Raw genomic sequence first — 16,327 nt, forward strand, 5'->3', positions numbered from 1 at the left:
CGTGCCACTTCGCTGGCACAGGGCCGGTTAAGATCGCCTAAACTAAAAGGCCTCAAGGGAGTGAGACAGCGCAATATGGCCCGCGACAACAGGAGGTGTCGGTGCCGGGCCAGATAATCACAATGACGGACATGCCCATGAGAAGGATAACCATAGCCGCCGACTGCATGAAACGGGCGGCGGATTGCCAGGCCCGAGGTGATCACTGCAACGCCGTGTGTTGGATGCAGCTCTCTATCGCTCTGCGCAAGGGGCGGGTAGAGAGCCTTCAGGAGCTGGAAAAGCTGGGACACGCGGTGGAAGTGCTGGCGCCCCTGGAACCCCAACCTCAGGCAACGGAAGATGAGGTGATCGCTGGCCGCTACGCCCGGAAGTACCTGCAGCAGATGGCGTTGAACCTGGCCAGGCAACAACCCTTCTAGAACCCCCAGATTCAAAAAGGGCGCAGACTGTGGTCTGCGCCCTTTCCATTCCCAGGCCCCGCCTGAAACCGCCTAGCCGGCTTCCTGAATCGCCATAATAATCCGCTTGTCACTGATGGGATACTTGGTCCCCAGGGTCTGGGCGAAACTGGAGATGCGATACTCCTCGATCATCCAGCGCACCTCCGCCAGCTCAGGGGAAGGCGCCACCCCCTTGGGCAGTTTGTTGAGCACCCCCTGGTAGGCTTCCTGCACCTTCTGAATCTTGAGCAGATGCAGCCTGTCCCGGTTGGGATCCACCGGTAGCTTCTCCAGTCGGCGCTCGATGCCCTGAAGGTAGCGAGCCAGATCATCCAGCCTCTGCCAGCCGGTGTCACGAACAAACCCCTTGTAGACCAAGCCGTCCAGCTGACTCTGAATGTCCGACATGGCAAAAGCGGTCTGCAGATCCATCTTGCCCTTGAGACGCTTCTTCACCTGATGACTGAGGGTCATCACCCGCTCCACCTTGATGGCGATGGCCACCACGGTGTCACCCAGCGCGCCGCGCACCTGCTCCTTGAGCGTATCGAAGGCATCCGGATCCCGAACTGCGTCCGGATGACCGTCGATCAGCTGATCCAGGCCACAGTGGATGCAATCGTCAATCAGCAGATCCACCTTGCCAAAGGGATTGAAGTACATCGCCAGCTTGGCTTTGTTGGGCAAGGACTTCTGCAGGTACTTCACCGGGTTGGGGACATTGATCAGCAGCAGCTTACGCAGGCCCGCCCGGTTGGCCATCGCCGCCCGTGACTCGTCATCGAACAGCTTGATGGCCACGCTGTCGCCGCTGTCCACCAAGGCCGGGTAGGCCTTGACCTTGTAGTTGCCCTGCTTGCGTTCATAGCTTTGCGGCAGCGTACCGAAGTTCCACTGGGTCAACCCTTCGGCCTCAATGCCCTTGTCCGCCACCTTGGCGATGGCGGTCTGCACCTGGCCCTTGAGCTGATGCTTGAGCTCATGCAGGTCCCGGCCCTGGGCCAGCACCTTGCCACGATGATCCTCCACCTTGAAATTGACCCTCAAATGGGTATCCAGGGCAGACAGGTCAAAGGCGTCTGGCTCGACCCGGACCCCGGTCATCCTCAGCAGATGTTTGCACAGGGCATCGAGCAGCGGCATCTGATGAGGCTCCATCACCTGCAGCACCGCATCGGCGTAATTGGGCGCCGGCACGAAGTTGCGTCGCATCGCCTTGGGCAGACTCTTGATCAGTCCCACCAGCTTCTCATGCAACAAGCCGGGCACCAGATAATCGAACCCCTGCTCCTGCACCTGGTTGAGCAGCGCAAGGGGAATGTGCACCGACACGCCATCGTCCAGCTCACCGGGTTCAAAGGCGTAGGTCACCGGCAACACCAGTCCCTCCTGATACCAGTGATCCGGGAAGTCGAGCTCGCCGACGTGGCCGGCATCCCGCTTCATCAGCAGCGCCTTGGAGAAATTCAGCAGTTCCTTGTCCTTGGCACCGGTCTTACTCCACCAGCCTCTGAACAGCTGGCGAGTATAGATCCCCTCGGGAATGCGCTCTTCGTAAAACTCCTGCAGGGTGGCATCGTCCGCCAGGATGTCCCGGCGGCGGGATTTGTGTTCCAGCTCCTCCACCTCGGTGATCAGCGCCAGGTTGTCCTTGAGGAAGGCCTCGTTGGAGCCCAACTGGCCACCCACCAACGCTTGCTGGATAAAGATGTTGCGCGACTCCATCGGGTCGATGGGGCCGTACTGCACCTTGCGTTTGGGCACCACGATCACCCCGAACAGGGAAACCTGCTCAAAGGCCATCACCGAGCCGGGCTTCTGCTCCCAGTGGGGTTCGGCGTAGCTGCGCTTGACCAGATGCTCAGCCAGGGGCTCCACCCACAGGGGATCGATCTTGGCCACCATCCGGGCGAACAACCGGCTGGTTTCCACCAGTTCGGCGGCCATCACCCACTTGGGAGACTTCTTCGCCAGGGCAGAGCCCGGGAAGATGTGGAACTGGCTGTTGCGCGCCCCCTTGAAGTGGCCCTCGGGCTCCTTAGAGCCGATGTGAGACAGCAGTCCCGCCAGCAGAGCACGGTGGATCTGCTCGTAACCGGCACGCTCACCTATGGTGATGCTCATATCCAGCTCGGACAGGGAGTGGCGCAGCTGGCTGTAGAGGTCCTGCCACTCACGTATCCTCAGATAGTTGAGGAAATCGGTGCGGCACATGCGGCGGAACTGGTTGGTAGACAGTTCGCTGCGCTGCTCCTTGAGGTAATCCCACAGATTGAGCAGGGCGACGAAATCCGACTCCTTGTCGGCGAAGCGCCGGTGCTTCTCATCCGCCTGCTGCTGCTTGTCCATGGGGCGCTCACGGGGATCCTGAATGGAGAGCGCGCTGGCAATCACCATCACCTCGTGCACACAACCGTAGGGCTTGGCCGCCAGGATCATCCTGGCCAGACGCGGGTCGATGGGCAAACGGGCCAGCTGTCGCCCCAGCTTGGTCATGCGGGGCTGACGTTGGTGCACCTCGATGGCGGACAGCTCCTCCAGCAGGCGCATGCCATCATTGATGTGGCGGTTGTCCGGCGGCTGCACAAAGGGGAAGGCGGCGATGTCACCCAGCCCCAGGGCCAGCATCTGCAGGATCACCGAGCCCAGGTTGGTGCGCAGGATCTCCGGGTCGGTAAACTCGGGACGGCTGCCGAAGTCATCCTCACTGTAGAGGCGAATGCAGATGCCTTCGGAGACCCGTCCACAACGGCCGGCCCGCTGGTTGGCACTGGCCTGGGACACCGGCTCGATGGGCAGGCGCTGTACCTTGGTGCGGTAGCTGTAGCGGCTGATGCGGGCGGTACCCGGGTCGATGACGTACTTGATGCCGGGCACGGTCAGGGAGGTTTCCGCCACGTTGGTGGCCAGCACGATGCGTCGCCCGGTGTGGGAGGCAAAGATCTTCGCCTGCTCCGAGTGAGACAGCCGGGCAAACAGAGGCAGAATTTCCGTATCGCGCAGATTGCGGCGGCGCAGGGCATCGGCGGTGTCGCGGATTTCCCGCTCACCGTTCATGAAGATCAGGATGTCCCCCAGGCCTTCGGCGCACAGCTCATCCACCGCCAGGAAGATCCCCTCCATCTGGTCGAGATCCCGCTCTTCATCACGCACCAGAGGGCGATAGCGCATCTCCACCGGGTAGGTCCGGCCCGATACTTCGATCACCGGCGCATCGTTGAAATGGCGGGAGAAACGGTCGACGTCGATGGTGGCCGAGGTGATGATCACCTTGAGATCCGGTCGCTGGGGCAGCAGCTGTTTGAGGTAGCCCAGGATGAAGTCGATATTGAGGCTGCGCTCGTGGGCTTCATCGATGATCAGGGTGTCGTACTGGTCCAGGCGGCGGTCATGCTGAATCTCCGCCAGCAGGATACCGTCGGTCATCAGCTTCACATAGCTGTCACCGCTGGTCTGATCCGCAAAGCGCACCTTGAAGCCCACATGGTTGCCCAGGGGACTCTTCAGCTCATCGGCGATGCGGCTGGCCACCGCCCGGGCCGCCAGACGGCGCGGCTGAGTATGGCCAATCAGGCCCCGGGTGCCCCTACCGAGCTCCAGACAGATCTTGGGCAGCTGGGTGGTTTTACCGGACCCGGTTTCACCGGCCACAATCACCACCTGGTTGCCCCGAATCGCCTCGGCTATCTCGTCACGGCGGTCACTGACCGGCAGATCCGGATAGTCGATGGTCGGCAGACCAGACTGACGGGCAATCACCCGCTGTTGACTGGTCTCAAGCAGGCCCTGCAGCTGCTCCTGGATGGCCTGGCGCTTGCTGGCATCCTTCAGCTTTTTCATGCCGCTCAACCGGCGACGAATGGTGGCAGCGTCCTGCTGCATACACAGGGCAAGTTGCTGGGGCGAAAAAGGGTTACTCAAGTTGGACATCCCAATGGCTGATGTGAATCGACGGATCTTAGCAGTTTCAGGGCCTGCGCCCAATGGCCTGATGAAAGTGCCAGCAGCCAATGGTCTAAAAAGCCACCAGTTCTTGAGTTGCCCGGTCCACAGGGTTAGGGTTGCCGGGTCCTGAGTTTTGAATCCATGGAGACAAAGATGCCCCTGGGACTGACCCTGACCATCGCCGCCCTGCCCCTGCTGATACTCTGGCCGGCGCTGCGTCTCTACCAATGGCCTCTGCTCTGGTGGGCCGCAGCCAGTGTGGTGGCACTCTGCCTCTATGGACTGGACAAACGGCGAGCCCGACGGGGACAGTGGCGCGTTCCCGAGATGACGCTTCACCTTGTGGCCCTGTTGGGCGGCTGGTCCGGGGCGCTCCTGGGTCAGCAGCTGTGGCGCCATAAGACCCGCAAACGCCCCTTCCAGGTCGCCTTCTGGAGCATCGGCCTGGTGCAGGCCTGTTTGCTGGTGGAGTGGCTTTGGCTGGGTGGGCGTAACCTGATGCCCCTGTGGCGCGGCTTGTTTCCCCTCTGAGGGATCGCCACTGCCAGCACCCAAAATGTGGTCAAAACGTGATCAGACAACCCCTTTGCTTTTCACCGGTGTTGAAATAGCCCACGCCTTTGCATAGGGTACGGACAGTTCATTTTAGAGTGAGAACCGGGTATGACTCCCATTGAAGAGCTGTTGCAGGATCCTGAGCAGCGCACCGCGGCCACCAAAACCTCCCGCCGCGTCATGTTTACCTTTATCGCCATCTTCCTGGTGCTGATCTATGGCTCAGGCGTGCCCTCCGGCATCCTCGGCGGACTGCTGTTCCTGGCCCTGGGTCTGGTCATGCTGCCCCTGACCGTGGCCGTGCCCTCCTTTATTCTGCAGAAACGCCACCCTGCCCTGAAGTGGGCCATCATAGTGCTGGACACCATGGCCAACATCGCCATCACCCGGGCTCTCTATCTGGGACTGTTTGGATAACTGACATTTCGGGCGGATGATTGATCTCCGCCCTTGATTTCCTCGGCTATCTGTTTCAGCTTAAAGGGGTTAAGGATAACCTCGGAGGGCTTGATGAAAGCCTTGATACTACTCGCTTCCGCGTGTTTTTTTGTGGGCTGCGCCGCCCCGGAACAACGCCCGGTGAATATCGCCAAAACCACACCTCCGCCTACGGTCATTGACGGCCACAATGCTCACAACGCTCTGGATTGGAGCGGCACCTATCGCGGCACCCTACCCTGCCCGGATTGCGATGGCATAGTCACCGAACTGACCCTGTTCGCCGATGGTCGCTACCACCTCAAACAGATCTATCTGGGACGCCGCAGCAACGGCAGTGATCTGAAAGGACAATTCCAATGGCACAACTCGGGCAATAGCATCATCATTCCCAGGGACAGAGCCGCACCTGCCCACTACCGGGTCACGGAAAACCGGCTGCAACGTCTGGATAACCAGGCCCAAGTCATCGAAGGGCTGAACGCCAACCGCTATTGGCTGGAAAAGATTCGCTAAAAAAAGCCCGGCATCTGCCGGGCTTGTCTTTGAAGGTGTTAGCGGACAATGGGGTCCAGGGTGAGCTCCACCCGACGGTTCTGAGCCCGCCCCGCCTTGTTGATGTTGTCGGCAATGGGGCGGCTCTCGCCGTAGCCCACCGCAGCCACCCGCTGATAGGGGATCTGCTGATTGACCAGGTAGCTGGCCACGCTGGCCGCCCGGCGTTCAGACAGCTTCTGGTTGTAGTCTGCCTCACCACGACTGTCGGTGTGCCCGGCCACGGTGATCAGGGTGTTCTCAAACTCCTTCAGCACCAGGCTCACTGAGTTCAACGTAGGGTAGAACTGCGCCTTAAGCTGATCCTGATTGGTGTCAAAGGTGATGTTGCCCGGCATGTTGAGGATGATCTGATCGCCCACCCGGGTCACGCTGACGCCGGTGCCCTCAAGTTGCTGGCGCAGCTTCATCTCCTGCTGGTCCATGTAGTAGCCCACGGAGCCGCCAGCCAGGCCGCCGATGCCTGCGCCGATCAAGGCCCCTTTGGCCCGGTCACTCTTGCTGGACACCGCTGCGCCGATGATGGCGCCAGTGATGGCACCGATGCCTGCGCCTACGGTGGCGTTGGCGGTCTTCTCCTCCCGGGTATAGGGATCCAGGGTGGTACAGCCGCTGATGGCCACCAGAGCGCTGAGGCCCAGGGCGGCGGTGCGAATACGTAGAGTCATAGAACTTCCCCCAAAACTGCATGGATTGTCTTTATGCACGGCAGTATATCCGCCAATGCATGAAATCCCAGTGATTTTTACTCTGTTTTAATAGCCCGCCGCCTGTCCATCCTTACGGCTCTCCGAAGCGCCCACATAGGTCTGATTGATTTCATCCCAGAGGATCGCCTGATAGCCACCGAAGCTGCCCAGGTTTTCCTGAAGTACATGCCCCTTCTCGATGAGACTGCGACGGGTGGCGGCGGAGAATCCACTCTCCAGGGAAACCACGCCACCATCGGCCATGGTCTCACCCGTAGGCTGACTGGAACCTGTATGAAGTATCCTCGGGGCATCCCCCGCCTCTTGCAGGTTCATCCCGAAATCCAGCAGGTTGACCAGAATTTGAGCGTGAGCCTGGGGCTGAGTCGCGCCACCCATCACCCCGAAACTGAGCCAAGGTTTCCCCTCCTTGGTCACAAAAGCGGGAATGATGGTGTGGAAGGGACGCTTACCCGGGGCATAACTGTTGGCCTCTCCAGGAGTCAGGTTGAACAACTGCCCCCTGTCCTGGAGCACAAAGCCCAGCCCGGTGGGGGTCATGCCTGATCCCATACCGCGATAGTTGCTCTGGATCAGCGACACCATGTTGCCCTGGCTGTCGGCGGTGGTCAGGTAGATGGTGTCGCCATGGCCCAGAGCCGGATTCCCCGGGTCAACGCTGCGGGCGGCCCGGTTCGGGTCGATCTGCTTGCGCCTCTGGGTGGCATACTCCTCCGACAGCAACCCCTCTACCGGCACCTTGGCAAATTCCATGTCCGCGTAGAACTTGGCCCGGTCCGCAAAGGCCAGCTTCTTGGCCTCGACAAAGGTGTGCACATACTCGGCGCTGTCCAGCCCCATCTTCTGAATATCGTAGCCTTCCAGGATTTTGAGAATCTGTTGAGCCGCGATCCCCTGGCCATTGGGGGGCAGCTCCCACAGCTCATGGCCCCGGTAGCTGACCTTCACCGGCTCCACCCATTCGCTGCGGTGGGAGGCCAGGTCCTGGTAACTGAGGAAACCGTCGTTCTCCTTCATGTAAGCGTCGATGCGTCTGGCGATCTCCCCCTGGTAGAAGGCATCCCGTCCCTTGTCCGCCAGCAGCCGGTAGCTGTAGGCCAGATCCGGATTGCGGAAGATCTCTCCCTTCTGCGGCATCTTGCCATCGGGCATAAAGGTCTCTTTGAACCCGGGATAGGGGCTGAGTCGAGGCGCGCTGCGGTTCATGTAATAGGCGATAAGCTCAGAAACGGGAAAACCTTTCTCTGCATAATCGATGGCCGGAGCCAGAATCGACTTCATCGGCAGGGTGCCGAAGCGCCCGTGGAGCTCAAACCAGCCATCCACGGTACCGGGCACCGATACCGGCAGCGGCCCATAAGGGGGAATGCTGGTCATGCCCAGCTGCTGAAAGTGTTCCAGGGTCAGACTCTTGGGGCTGCGGCCCGAGCCGTTGAGGCCATAGAGTTTCTGACTCTTGGCATCCCAGACGATGGCAAAGAGATCGCCACCGATGCCGCAACCTGTGGGCTCCACCAGCCCCAGCATGGCGTTGGCGGCGATGGCGGCATCCACCGCACTGCCGCCCTGTTTGAGAATGTCCAGTGCCACCTGGGTGGCCAGAGGCTGACTGGTGGCGGCCATGCCGTTTTGCGCCAGGACCTCGGAACGGGAGGCGAAATGGTGGCCGGTTACCCGATCAAAGGCGTGGGCAGGCAGCAGACAGCTCAGTGTCAGCGCTAGGGTACAGAGGGTGTTCTTCATTGTTTTGGCTCTGTTAACGATGGGAGTCTGACCAGACTACCAGCTGTTGATTCCGCCGTCAGAGCGGGCGATGAAAAAACAAACGACTAACTGTTACAAAGCGTTATGCCCAATTCGCCGGCGAGTGAAAATGATAAGGGGCGCCGCGGCGCCCCTTGGGTATGTGGACACAGGGCCACTACACCGCGTTGCGGAAGCAGCTTTTCAGGTGAGTACTGATGGCACTGAGCACCCGGCTGCGATCGATGATGCCGACCACCTTATCCTCATCCAGCACCGGGTAGATTTTGGGTTTTTGTCCCAGCATCGATTCGGCCAGGCTCAGCACCGAATCCTCGGGCGTCACCGTCAATACATCCTTGCGCATGCAGTCGGCGACGGTGGCGGTGATGTCACAGTGGTAGCTGCTTGCCAGCAGCACCGACAGGCAATCCTGCTCAGAGACAAAGCCAACCAGGTGATGGTCGGCGTCCACGACCGGAGCCCCGGGCTGCTTGGCCTCCAACAGGGTATCCACGGCCACTGAGAGCGGCGTTTCCGGGGAGAGCCACACTGGATGACGCTCCATATAGTCTTGTACTTTTACCGATTCCATTGTTTCCCCTTGAACTATGGTGACTCCCTGTAACCATAGTGCCTGAAAGCAGTTTTTGCCTCGGGGAGAAAAAAGATTCGCTCAATCTGGTTGTACGATTAGCTTGCCGGATTCTCAGAGAGTTTCCCTTCAACGGCCTCGATCACCGCCCGCACCAGGGTCCGAGCCTGTTGATAGCCGTGGACCACCAGCTCTGGACGGTAAATACCGACGGCAAGCCGCTGCTGCGTGAAGACGACTTCGGAGCCCTGGGAGAATAAAGAAAAGGGCCGGTTCGATGCCGGCCCTTCTGTCAGTTGTCCCAGATCTTCACTGTTACCTGGCCATCTTTGTCGATGCTGGCCCGGTACATGCCGCCGGTGTTGTACGGCATGGCAATCTCCCCTTTCGGGCTGACCACAATCACTCCGCCGGTGCCACCGACCGGCAGCAGCACCTGATGGATCACCTCTGATGCCGCCTTATCGACGCTGACCCCCTGATACTTCACCCTGGCACAGATGTCCGCCGCCACGTTGTAGCGGATAAAGTACTCGCCATGGCCGGTGGCGGAGACGGCACAGCTGTCATTGTCCGCATAGGTGCCAGCACCGATAACCGGAGAGTCACCGATTCGCCCCCAGCGTTTGGCGGTCATACCGCCGGTGGAGGTGGCCGCCGCCAGGTTGCCGTCGCCATCGAGGGCCACGGCGCCGACAGTGCCATATTTGTAGCCGGGGTCGAGGCTGTCCACCGCCGCCTTGTAATCCTTGGTGTGCTGCTGGTTCTCCATGATCTTCTTCTTGGCTCGCAGCAGGCTCTGATAGCGGCTGTCGGTGTCGAAGTAGTGATTGGGCACCAGCTCCAGCCCCTGCTCCAGGGCAAACTCCACCGCCCCCTGACCGGACAGCATCACATGGGGAGAGTCGTTCATCACCCGCCGGGCCAACTCGATGGGGCTTTTCACCTGACGCACCCCGGCCACCGCGCCCGCCTCGAGAGTACGGCCATCCATGATGGAGGCGTCCAGCTCATGGGCCCCCTCATAGGTGTAGACCGCACCGACACCGGCATTAAACAGGGGACTGGCTTCCAGCACCTGAACCGCCTGCTGTACCGCATCCAGACTGCTTCCCCCCTCCTGCAACACGACGTAGCCTGTGCGCACCGCTTCCTGAAGCTTGGCCCTCACCTTGGCCTGGGTCTCCACGCTCATCTTGTCAGGGTCAATGGTGCCGGCACCACCGTGAATGGCGATGGCCAGAGGCGCCGACAGGACAGGAGCGCTGCACAGGCACAGGGCAGCAGCCAACAGGGAGATTCTCATGGGTATGCTCATCCGTGATGATTCAATTGGGTTTCACACCATACCATCATCCCGAGTTTCTGGCCTTATTGGATACACAGGCGACAACTGACTCGCATACCGACCTTTTCTTCTGGCCTGATGCACAAAGAGGCAGGTATTATGAGAGGAGTATCACACAGGCTTAATTTTCTGATTTTTTTCCAATTGTTATCGGCCAAGGCTATCTTTTAACTACCGGTTACCATGAGCGTGTCCCCGTCCGGAATGTACCCTCGACGCCCACTCCCGTTATTGCGGAGAGTTCGATGAGAGCTGCAACTCTGCTGTTGTGGCTGCTGCTGTGCGCCTCGTTGCCGGTGCAGGCCAGCAATCTGCTGACCTTTCCCCTGTTTGGCCAGGACAGTGACACTGCCTCAGCCGACCAGGAGGGGGAGAGCGAGCGTAAACGAAAGTTTCGGCTGCTCAAGGAGCGGAAGCACAGCGATAAGCCGCTGGTGAATCTGGCCATCCGCGGGGCACCAGACCCGCTTAAGCGCAACATTGAGCTCTATCTGACCCCTCTGCCCCACTCCAGTGCCGAGCGAAACGCCTTCGTCTTTACCCTGGAGGAGCGGGCCCAGGATGCATTGGCGGCCCTGGGCTACTACAACGGCCAGATCAAGGTGACCATCGACCGAGAGCGGGCGATCTGGCCCATCACCCTGACGGTCGACCCGGGAGAGCCGGTACGCTATCGCTATGTGATGCTTTGGCTGGAAGGGGACGCCAAGGTCGATCCGGCGATGACCGCCCTGGTGGAAAACGCCACTCTCAGGCCAGGACAGATCCTCCACCACGGCCGTTACCAACAGCTGAAGAACCGCATCCTCTCCGAAGGCCTGATGCGCGGCTACTTCGACGGTAAGTTCTCGGTCTCCAAACTTGAGGTCAACCGGGACACCAACGTGGCTGACCTCTACCTGGTGTATGACAGCGGCACCCGCTACCGGCTGGGCGAAGTGAACTTCTCCCCCTTCGAACTGGAACCCGAGTTGCTGGACGCCATGGTGCCCTTTGAAACCGGCGCTCCCTATGCCGCCACCACCCTGGCCCGATTCAACTCCAATCTGCTGTCCGCCGGCTACTTTGGCGATGTGCGGGTCCTGCCCCAGACCGACAAGGCGGTAGATTACCAGGTGCCCCTTGAGGTGCAGTTGACCCCAGCCGCCCGCCACACCGTGGATCTGGGGCTGGGTTTTACCACGGACACCGGTGCCAGGGCCACCGCGACCTGGCGCACGCCCAGGATCAACGAGGCGGGCCACAGTCAGGAGCTGACCTTTGAGCTCTCCCAAAACCCGCAGATGAATTTCAACTACCGCATCCCGCTGGATCATCCCCTGGACGATGTAATGGTGATCAACGCCCTGGTGGAGCGGGACCAGTACGGCAACATCGACAGCGATCAGTACAGCCTGAGGGTGGGCCGGCAGACCCGGTTGGACGATGGCTGGCTGCGCAACTACTACCTGCGCTGGCTCGAGGAGCGCTGGGGCACCGGCGGACAGAATTTCGAATCCAGCCTGATTCTTCCCGGCATCAGTTGGTCCAAGACCAAGCGTTGGGGGTCTCCCCTGGATCCCAGGCGGGGCTTTCGCCAGATCTACAGCCTGGAAGTGGCCTCCGACAGCGCCGGCTCTGACGTGACCCTGGCTCAGATAAAGGGACAGTTTAAATGGGTGGACACCCCCTGGGAAAACCACAGATTTGTGTTTCGTCTGGATGGCGGCCTGACCAAGGTGGACAACGCCGACCTGCCACTGGTGCCGCCCTCCATGCGCTTCTTCGCCGGTGGTGATACCAGCATCCGCGGCTTCTCCTACCAGTCTCTGGGACCCACGGTGGAGGTCATCGACGACGAAGGCAACACCAGAGAAGCGGTGGTGGGCGGGCGTTACCTGGCGGTCGCCAGCATGGAGTACCAGTATTATCTCAATGACTCCTGGCGACTTGCGACCTTTGTAGATGGTGGTAACGCGTTTAATACCAATGACTTTACCCCAGTCTACTCCGTAGGCGCCGGGGTGCACTGGATCTCGCCAGTGGGTCCCATCAAGCTGGATGTGGGCTATGGCATCAGTGAAGACGATCCGCCATGGCGCATCCACATCACCATAGGAGCGGATCTATGACCTGGCGGCGTCTGCTCAGCTTCCTCCTCGGGGTCCCCCTGGCAATCCTGGTGGCTCTGGCTCTGCTGGTGGGTACCAGAGGCGGCACCGCCCTGTTGATGGCCGCCGCCGACACCCTGGTGCCTGGCCTCACCATAGAGAAAGCCAATGGTCGCCTAAACCGGGATCTGCACCTGAGCAAGGTGGCCTACAAAGGGCTCGATGGGCTGTCGGTGACCGTGGATAACCTGACCCTGGACTGGCGTCCCAGTTGCCTGCTGCACAAGACCCTGTGCAGCGACCGGCTGATGGCCAACGGCGTGGCGGTGGACATCGACACCGACCTGTTGGGGGGAGATAACGCTCCGGACACCGAGGCGGAATCGGAGACAGAGGGCGATCCCCACTTCAGCCTGCCCTTTACCATTCAGGCCAAGTTGCTGCAGCTGAGCCGGGTCCGGGTGCGGGTCGACGATATGCACTTTGCCGTGGGTCAGCTCTCCGGCTCTGCCCTGTTCGACCCCAGTGAACTCAAGGTCAACCGCCTCAATGCCACCCAGATTGCCGTCTACATTCCCCTGACGCCCAGCACGGAGGAGACGATAGCACCGCAGGCCCAAGCCGACGATGACTCCTGGGCCATGGCCGCCCTGCCCAGGGTGGCTCTGCCCTTCCCCATCGACGCCAACAACATCAAGCTGAGCCGTGGCCTGGTGACCATAGGCGGCCTGGTACAGAGGCTGCAACAGGGCCAGTTCGACGCCAACTGGCGCGGCACCCTGCTTCAGGTGGACCAGCTCGACGCCGAGCATGAGTGGGCCAATGTCAGCCTCTACGGCAGCCTCGATTTTCAGGGGCCCTGGCCACTGGATGCCAAGGCCGAGGGCACCATAGCCAAGCTGCCGTGGACGCCCGGCCTTGAAGGCCAGGCACTGCAGCTGACCGCGGCTGGCAGCCTCGGCAAACTGAAATTCGATGTGGCCGCCACCGGCCAACAGCAGGCACAGGCTTCGGGTGAGATCACCCTGGCCTCGCCGACTCTGGATTATCAGGTACAGCTCAGCGGCGAGCGCCTAAGCTGGCCCTTTGGCGACGCCCCGGATTATCGCGTCAGCGAGGTCAGGCTAAGCAGCTCAGGAAATCTGCGCCATCAACGGCTCACCCTCGAGGGCGCCAGCAAATTGTGGGACTACCCCTCCTTCCGACTCAATGGTGAATTTGAACATCAGCCAGGGTTGCTGACGGTGCACCAGGCCAGCCTGGAGAGCGAGCGTGGCGGCGGCGACCTCAAGGGCCAGCTTCAGTATGGCGACCTGCTCTCCTGGCAGGCGCAGCTGGACACCCGGGCACTGGAACTGGCCACCCTGAGCCCCAAACTGCCTTTGGTAGTCAGTGGTCAGGGACTCACCCGGGGGGCCTGGGATGGCAAGCTCTGGTCCGTCAGCCTCAGCCAGGCCGACCTTGAAGGCCGCTTCGACGGAGACCCCTTTACCCTCAAGGGCACCCTGGCCGCCAGCAGCGACGGTAAGGCCAGGGCCAAAGAGCTCGACGTGCTCTACCGGGGCAGCCAGCTGACGGCCGATGGCGGCAGTGAACCCGAGTGGCAGATGAAGGGCAAGCTGGCCCTGGCCGATCTGGCACGCTGGGACTCCAGACTCCGCGGAGAAGCACAGCTGGCCTTCTCTGTCAGCGGGGCCACCGACCAACCGAAGATCCAGCTGGAGCTGGAAGGGCAACAGCTGGCCTTCGAAACCCAGCGCCTGAACCGGCTGATGGCCAAGGGGTGGTACCAACCCACACAGAACCATGGGTTTATGCTGAACCTCTCCGCCACGGATCTCGACCTGGCCGGCGAAAAATTCAGCCTGCTGACGCTGGACGGCGATGGCGATATCACCGAACAGAGCGCCATCCTTGGACTGGAGGGCAGCGACACCACCCCCTGGGGCGGAGAGCTGGCCATGGCGGGTAAGCTGGACCCCAATTTTACCTGGTGGCAGGGGGTACTCTCCGGCGCCAAGGTGACCACGCCACTGGGACTATGGCAACAGCAAGAAGCGGCGCCGGTGACCTTCTCCTTCGCCAGTCAAGCCTTCGTGATCAGCGAACACTGCTGGCAGGGACCGGCTGCCACCCTGTGTCTGCCCATTCCTGCCAACGTCGGCAGCGGCGGAGCGGTGAAGATGGCCCTGACCGCCGACCTCCCCAGGACAGCAGAGCCTCTGCTGCCGCCGCAGTTCTCCCTGGACACTCAGCTGACCGCCGAGCTCGACACCACCTGGCTGCCGGGGCACCTGCCTCAGCTCAGGGCCCAGGTACACAGCGATCAGGGCACGGTCCTGGTGAAGGCTGACCCACGCCGGGCCCAGGTGCAACTGCCCTGGCAAAGGCTGGATCTGGATGCCACCCTGTCCGATGCCGGCCTGGACCTGACCCTGGAGCTGGACGACGATGCCCCCCTGATTCGCAGTCGCCTGCACCTGGAGCCTCAGGCGCCCTATGCCATGAACGGTGAGCTCACCCTCAACAGCTTTGACCTGGCGCCCCTGACCAAGGCTGTGCCTCGCATCGCAGCCTTGGAGGGACTGGTGACCGCCAACCTCAGCCTGGGCGGCGATCTGACCACGCCTCTGCTCAACGGCGACCTGGATCTTAGGCAGGGGCGGCTGGCTTCTCTGACCAACCCCACAGAGCTCAGCGAGATTGAGATAGAGCTGGATCTCACCGGCCAGAGAGCCGACATCGACACCGAGCTGATGGTGGGCGATGGCCCGGTTCAGGCCAGCGGATGGCTGGACTGGAGTAAAGACACCCTGCATGCGGACATTGAGCTGCTTGGGGACAGGCTGGACATTCTTCAGCCCCCCCTGCTGATTGCCGAAGCCTCCCCCACCCTGAGGTTCCGCAAGGATGACAAGGCGATGGCGGTCACCGGCCGCATCGACATTCCCAAGGCAGCCCTGACCCTGTCGCAGCTGCCGGAGGGCGGTGTCGCCCTCTCCGACGACGTTCAGTTTGTCGACAACCGCCCCGATACCGAAGCGGAACCCCCTGCCCCCTTCGCCATGGACATTCAATTGAATGTGGGCGAAGAGGTGACGGTTGAAGGCTTGGGGATCAGTGGCAATCTCGGCGGCCAGCTCACCATGAGACAGAAGGCCTACCAGACACCTCAGCTCTTCGGCGACATCAGCCTGCACCAGGGCAAATTCCGCGCCTTTGGCCAGCAACTGACCATTCGCCGGGGCAAGGTGCTGTTTAACGGCCCCCCCAGCCTGCCCACCCTGGATGTGGAGGCGATCAGGGAGATCAAGTCGGAAAACGTCATCGCCGGGGTGCGCCTCTCCGGGGTGGTCACCGAACCCACCATGACCCTGTTCTCCAATCCCAGCATGGAGCAGCAGGAGATCCTCTCCTACATCACCCAGGGGCGTGGGTTGGGCGGTACTGACAACGGCAACGCCCTGTGGGCCTCGGCAGCAGTGAACCTGGGTCTGGCCCAAACCGGTGGCATGCTCTCCACCCTGGGCGAGGAGCTGGGCTTCAGTGAAGTTCGGGTCGGCACCGAAGGGGATGGGGACGACACTCAGGTGGCCATCAGCGGTTACCTGGGGGAGAAGGTCTTCCTCAAGTATGGGGTCAACATCTTCGAACCCATCACCGAGGTTACGGTGCGCTACTACCTGCAGAACCGCCTGTGGATTGAGGGGATCAACAACACCCTCAAGGACTCCCTGGACATCTACTACAGCTTCGACATCGAGTGACAACCTGAGTATTGGCGGGGGCAAATTACTACTTTAGAGGTAGTTAATAAACCCGTTACTATGAGACAAGTCGCAGATTAACTGACTGAATACGTAGGACAATAGGGGCCGAATTCCAATTGCTGTACCGGAGGCCCC

11 protein-coding genes are annotated in these 16,327 nt (G+C 61.0%); 6 read left to right on the forward strand and 5 right to left on the reverse strand.

Translation table 11 applies throughout. The features are described from left to right. Nucleotides 1-137 precede the first annotated feature (137 nt). A complete protein-coding gene (locus tag ACN0RV_RS10595; protein ID WP_417347576.1) occupies nucleotides 138-422 on the forward strand; it encodes a hypothetical protein in 285 nt (94 codons plus the stop codon). A 72-nt stretch (nucleotides 423-494) separates the two neighbouring features. Here ACN0RV_RS10595 and hrpA read toward each other — a convergent pair whose 3' ends face one another. Further along, the gene (gene hrpA / locus ACN0RV_RS10600) at nucleotides 495-4,373 is read right to left on the reverse strand and encodes an ATP-dependent RNA helicase HrpA (RefSeq protein ID WP_417347577.1); all 3,879 of its coding nucleotides are present in this window, start codon (nucleotides 4,371-4,373) and stop codon (nucleotides 495-497) included. Between the two features lie 168 nt (nucleotides 4,374-4,541). Between hrpA and ACN0RV_RS10605 the strand changes: the two genes are divergently transcribed. The 3 genes from ACN0RV_RS10605 (at nucleotide 4,542) to ACN0RV_RS10615 (ending at nucleotide 5,897) form a co-directional block, all read left to right on the forward strand. Then, a complete protein-coding gene (locus ACN0RV_RS10605; RefSeq protein ID WP_417347578.1) occupies nucleotides 4,542-4,919 on the forward strand; it encodes a DUF1294 domain-containing protein in 378 nt (125 codons plus the stop codon). Nucleotides 4,920-5,051: 132 nt separating this feature from the next. Further along, the gene (locus tag ACN0RV_RS10610) at nucleotides 5,052-5,360 is read left to right on the forward strand and encodes a hypothetical protein (protein ID WP_286339622.1); all 309 of its coding nucleotides are present in this window, start codon (nucleotides 5,052-5,054) and stop codon (nucleotides 5,358-5,360) included. 93 nt (nucleotides 5,361-5,453) lie between these two features. After that, nucleotides 5,454-5,897 (forward strand): copper resistance protein NlpE, encoded by a 444-nt coding sequence (locus ACN0RV_RS10615; protein WP_417347579.1) that lies wholly within the window; start codon nucleotides 5,454-5,456, stop codon nucleotides 5,895-5,897. Between the two features lie 38 nt (nucleotides 5,898-5,935). On the opposite strand, the gene ACN0RV_RS10620 is transcribed toward ACN0RV_RS10615, so the two are convergent. The 4 genes from ACN0RV_RS10620 to ACN0RV_RS10635 form a co-directional block, all read right to left on the reverse strand. After that, nucleotides 5,936-6,604: an OmpA family protein gene (locus ACN0RV_RS10620; RefSeq protein WP_417347580.1), complete on the reverse strand. Its 669-nt coding sequence runs from the start codon at nucleotides 6,602-6,604 to the stop codon at nucleotides 5,936-5,938. Between the two features lie 87 nt (nucleotides 6,605-6,691). Beyond that, nucleotides 6,692-8,389: a gamma-glutamyltransferase gene (gene ggt / locus ACN0RV_RS10625; protein WP_417347581.1), complete on the reverse strand. Its 1,698-nt coding sequence runs from the start codon at nucleotides 8,387-8,389 to the stop codon at nucleotides 6,692-6,694. Nucleotides 8,390-8,567: 178 nt separating this feature from the next. After that, nucleotides 8,568-8,984, reverse strand: a complete 417-nt coding sequence (locus ACN0RV_RS10630) for a CBS domain-containing protein (RefSeq protein ID WP_286339627.1) — start codon at nucleotides 8,982-8,984, stop codon at nucleotides 8,568-8,570. Nucleotides 8,985-9,276: 292 nt separating this feature from the next. Beyond that, entirely contained in the window at nucleotides 9,277-10,290 is a 1,014-nt protein-coding gene (locus tag ACN0RV_RS10635; protein WP_417347582.1) for an isoaspartyl peptidase/L-asparaginase family protein, read from the reverse strand. Nucleotides 10,291-10,577: 287 nt separating this feature from the next. Between ACN0RV_RS10635 and ACN0RV_RS10640 the strand changes: the two genes are divergently transcribed. Next, nucleotides 10,578-12,443, forward strand: coding sequence for an autotransporter assembly complex protein TamA (locus tag ACN0RV_RS10640; RefSeq protein ID WP_417347583.1), 1,866 nt, complete (start codon nucleotides 10,578-10,580; stop codon nucleotides 12,441-12,443). After that, on the forward strand, nucleotides 12,440-16,189 hold the full coding sequence (locus tag ACN0RV_RS10645) for a translocation/assembly module TamB domain-containing protein (protein WP_417347584.1): 3,750 nt from the start codon (nucleotides 12,440-12,442) through the stop codon (nucleotides 16,187-16,189). Before ACN0RV_RS10640 ends, ACN0RV_RS10645 begins: the two co-directional genes overlap by 4 nt. Nucleotides 16,190-16,327 lie beyond the last annotated feature (138 nt).

The organism is Ferrimonas sp., assembly GCF_048263965.1.
GTDB lineage: Bacteria > Pseudomonadota > Gammaproteobacteria > Enterobacterales > Shewanellaceae > Ferrimonas.

Bases quoted from the DNA above. Each gene is read 5' to 3' on its own strand.
- ACN0RV_RS10595 (WP_417347576.1), top strand. From the start codon at position 138: ATGAGAAGGATAACCATAGCCGCCGACTGCATGAAACGGGCGGCGGAT.
- hrpA (WP_417347577.1), bottom strand. From the start codon at position 4,373: ATGTCCAACTTGAGTAACCCTTTTTCGCCCCAGCAACTTGCCCTGTGT.
- ACN0RV_RS10605 (WP_417347578.1), top strand. From the start codon at position 4,542: ATGCCCCTGGGACTGACCCTGACCATCGCCGCCCTGCCCCTGCTGATA.
- ACN0RV_RS10610 (WP_286339622.1), top strand. From the start codon at position 5,052: ATGACTCCCATTGAAGAGCTGTTGCAGGATCCTGAGCAGCGCACCGCG.
- ACN0RV_RS10615 (WP_417347579.1), top strand. From the start codon at position 5,454: ATGAAAGCCTTGATACTACTCGCTTCCGCGTGTTTTTTTGTGGGCTGC.
- ACN0RV_RS10620 (WP_417347580.1), bottom strand. From the start codon at position 6,604: ATGACTCTACGTATTCGCACCGCCGCCCTGGGCCTCAGCGCTCTGGTG.
- ggt (WP_417347581.1), bottom strand. From the start codon at position 8,389: ATGAAGAACACCCTCTGTACCCTAGCGCTGACACTGAGCTGTCTGCTG.
- ACN0RV_RS10630 (WP_286339627.1), bottom strand. From the start codon at position 8,984: ATGGAATCGGTAAAAGTACAAGACTATATGGAGCGTCATCCAGTGTGG.
- ACN0RV_RS10635 (WP_417347582.1), bottom strand. From the start codon at position 10,290: ATGAGAATCTCCCTGTTGGCTGCTGCCCTGTGCCTGTGCAGCGCTCCT.
- ACN0RV_RS10640 (WP_417347583.1), top strand. From the start codon at position 10,578: ATGAGAGCTGCAACTCTGCTGTTGTGGCTGCTGCTGTGCGCCTCGTTG.
- ACN0RV_RS10645 (WP_417347584.1), top strand. From the start codon at position 12,440: ATGACCTGGCGGCGTCTGCTCAGCTTCCTCCTCGGGGTCCCCCTGGCA.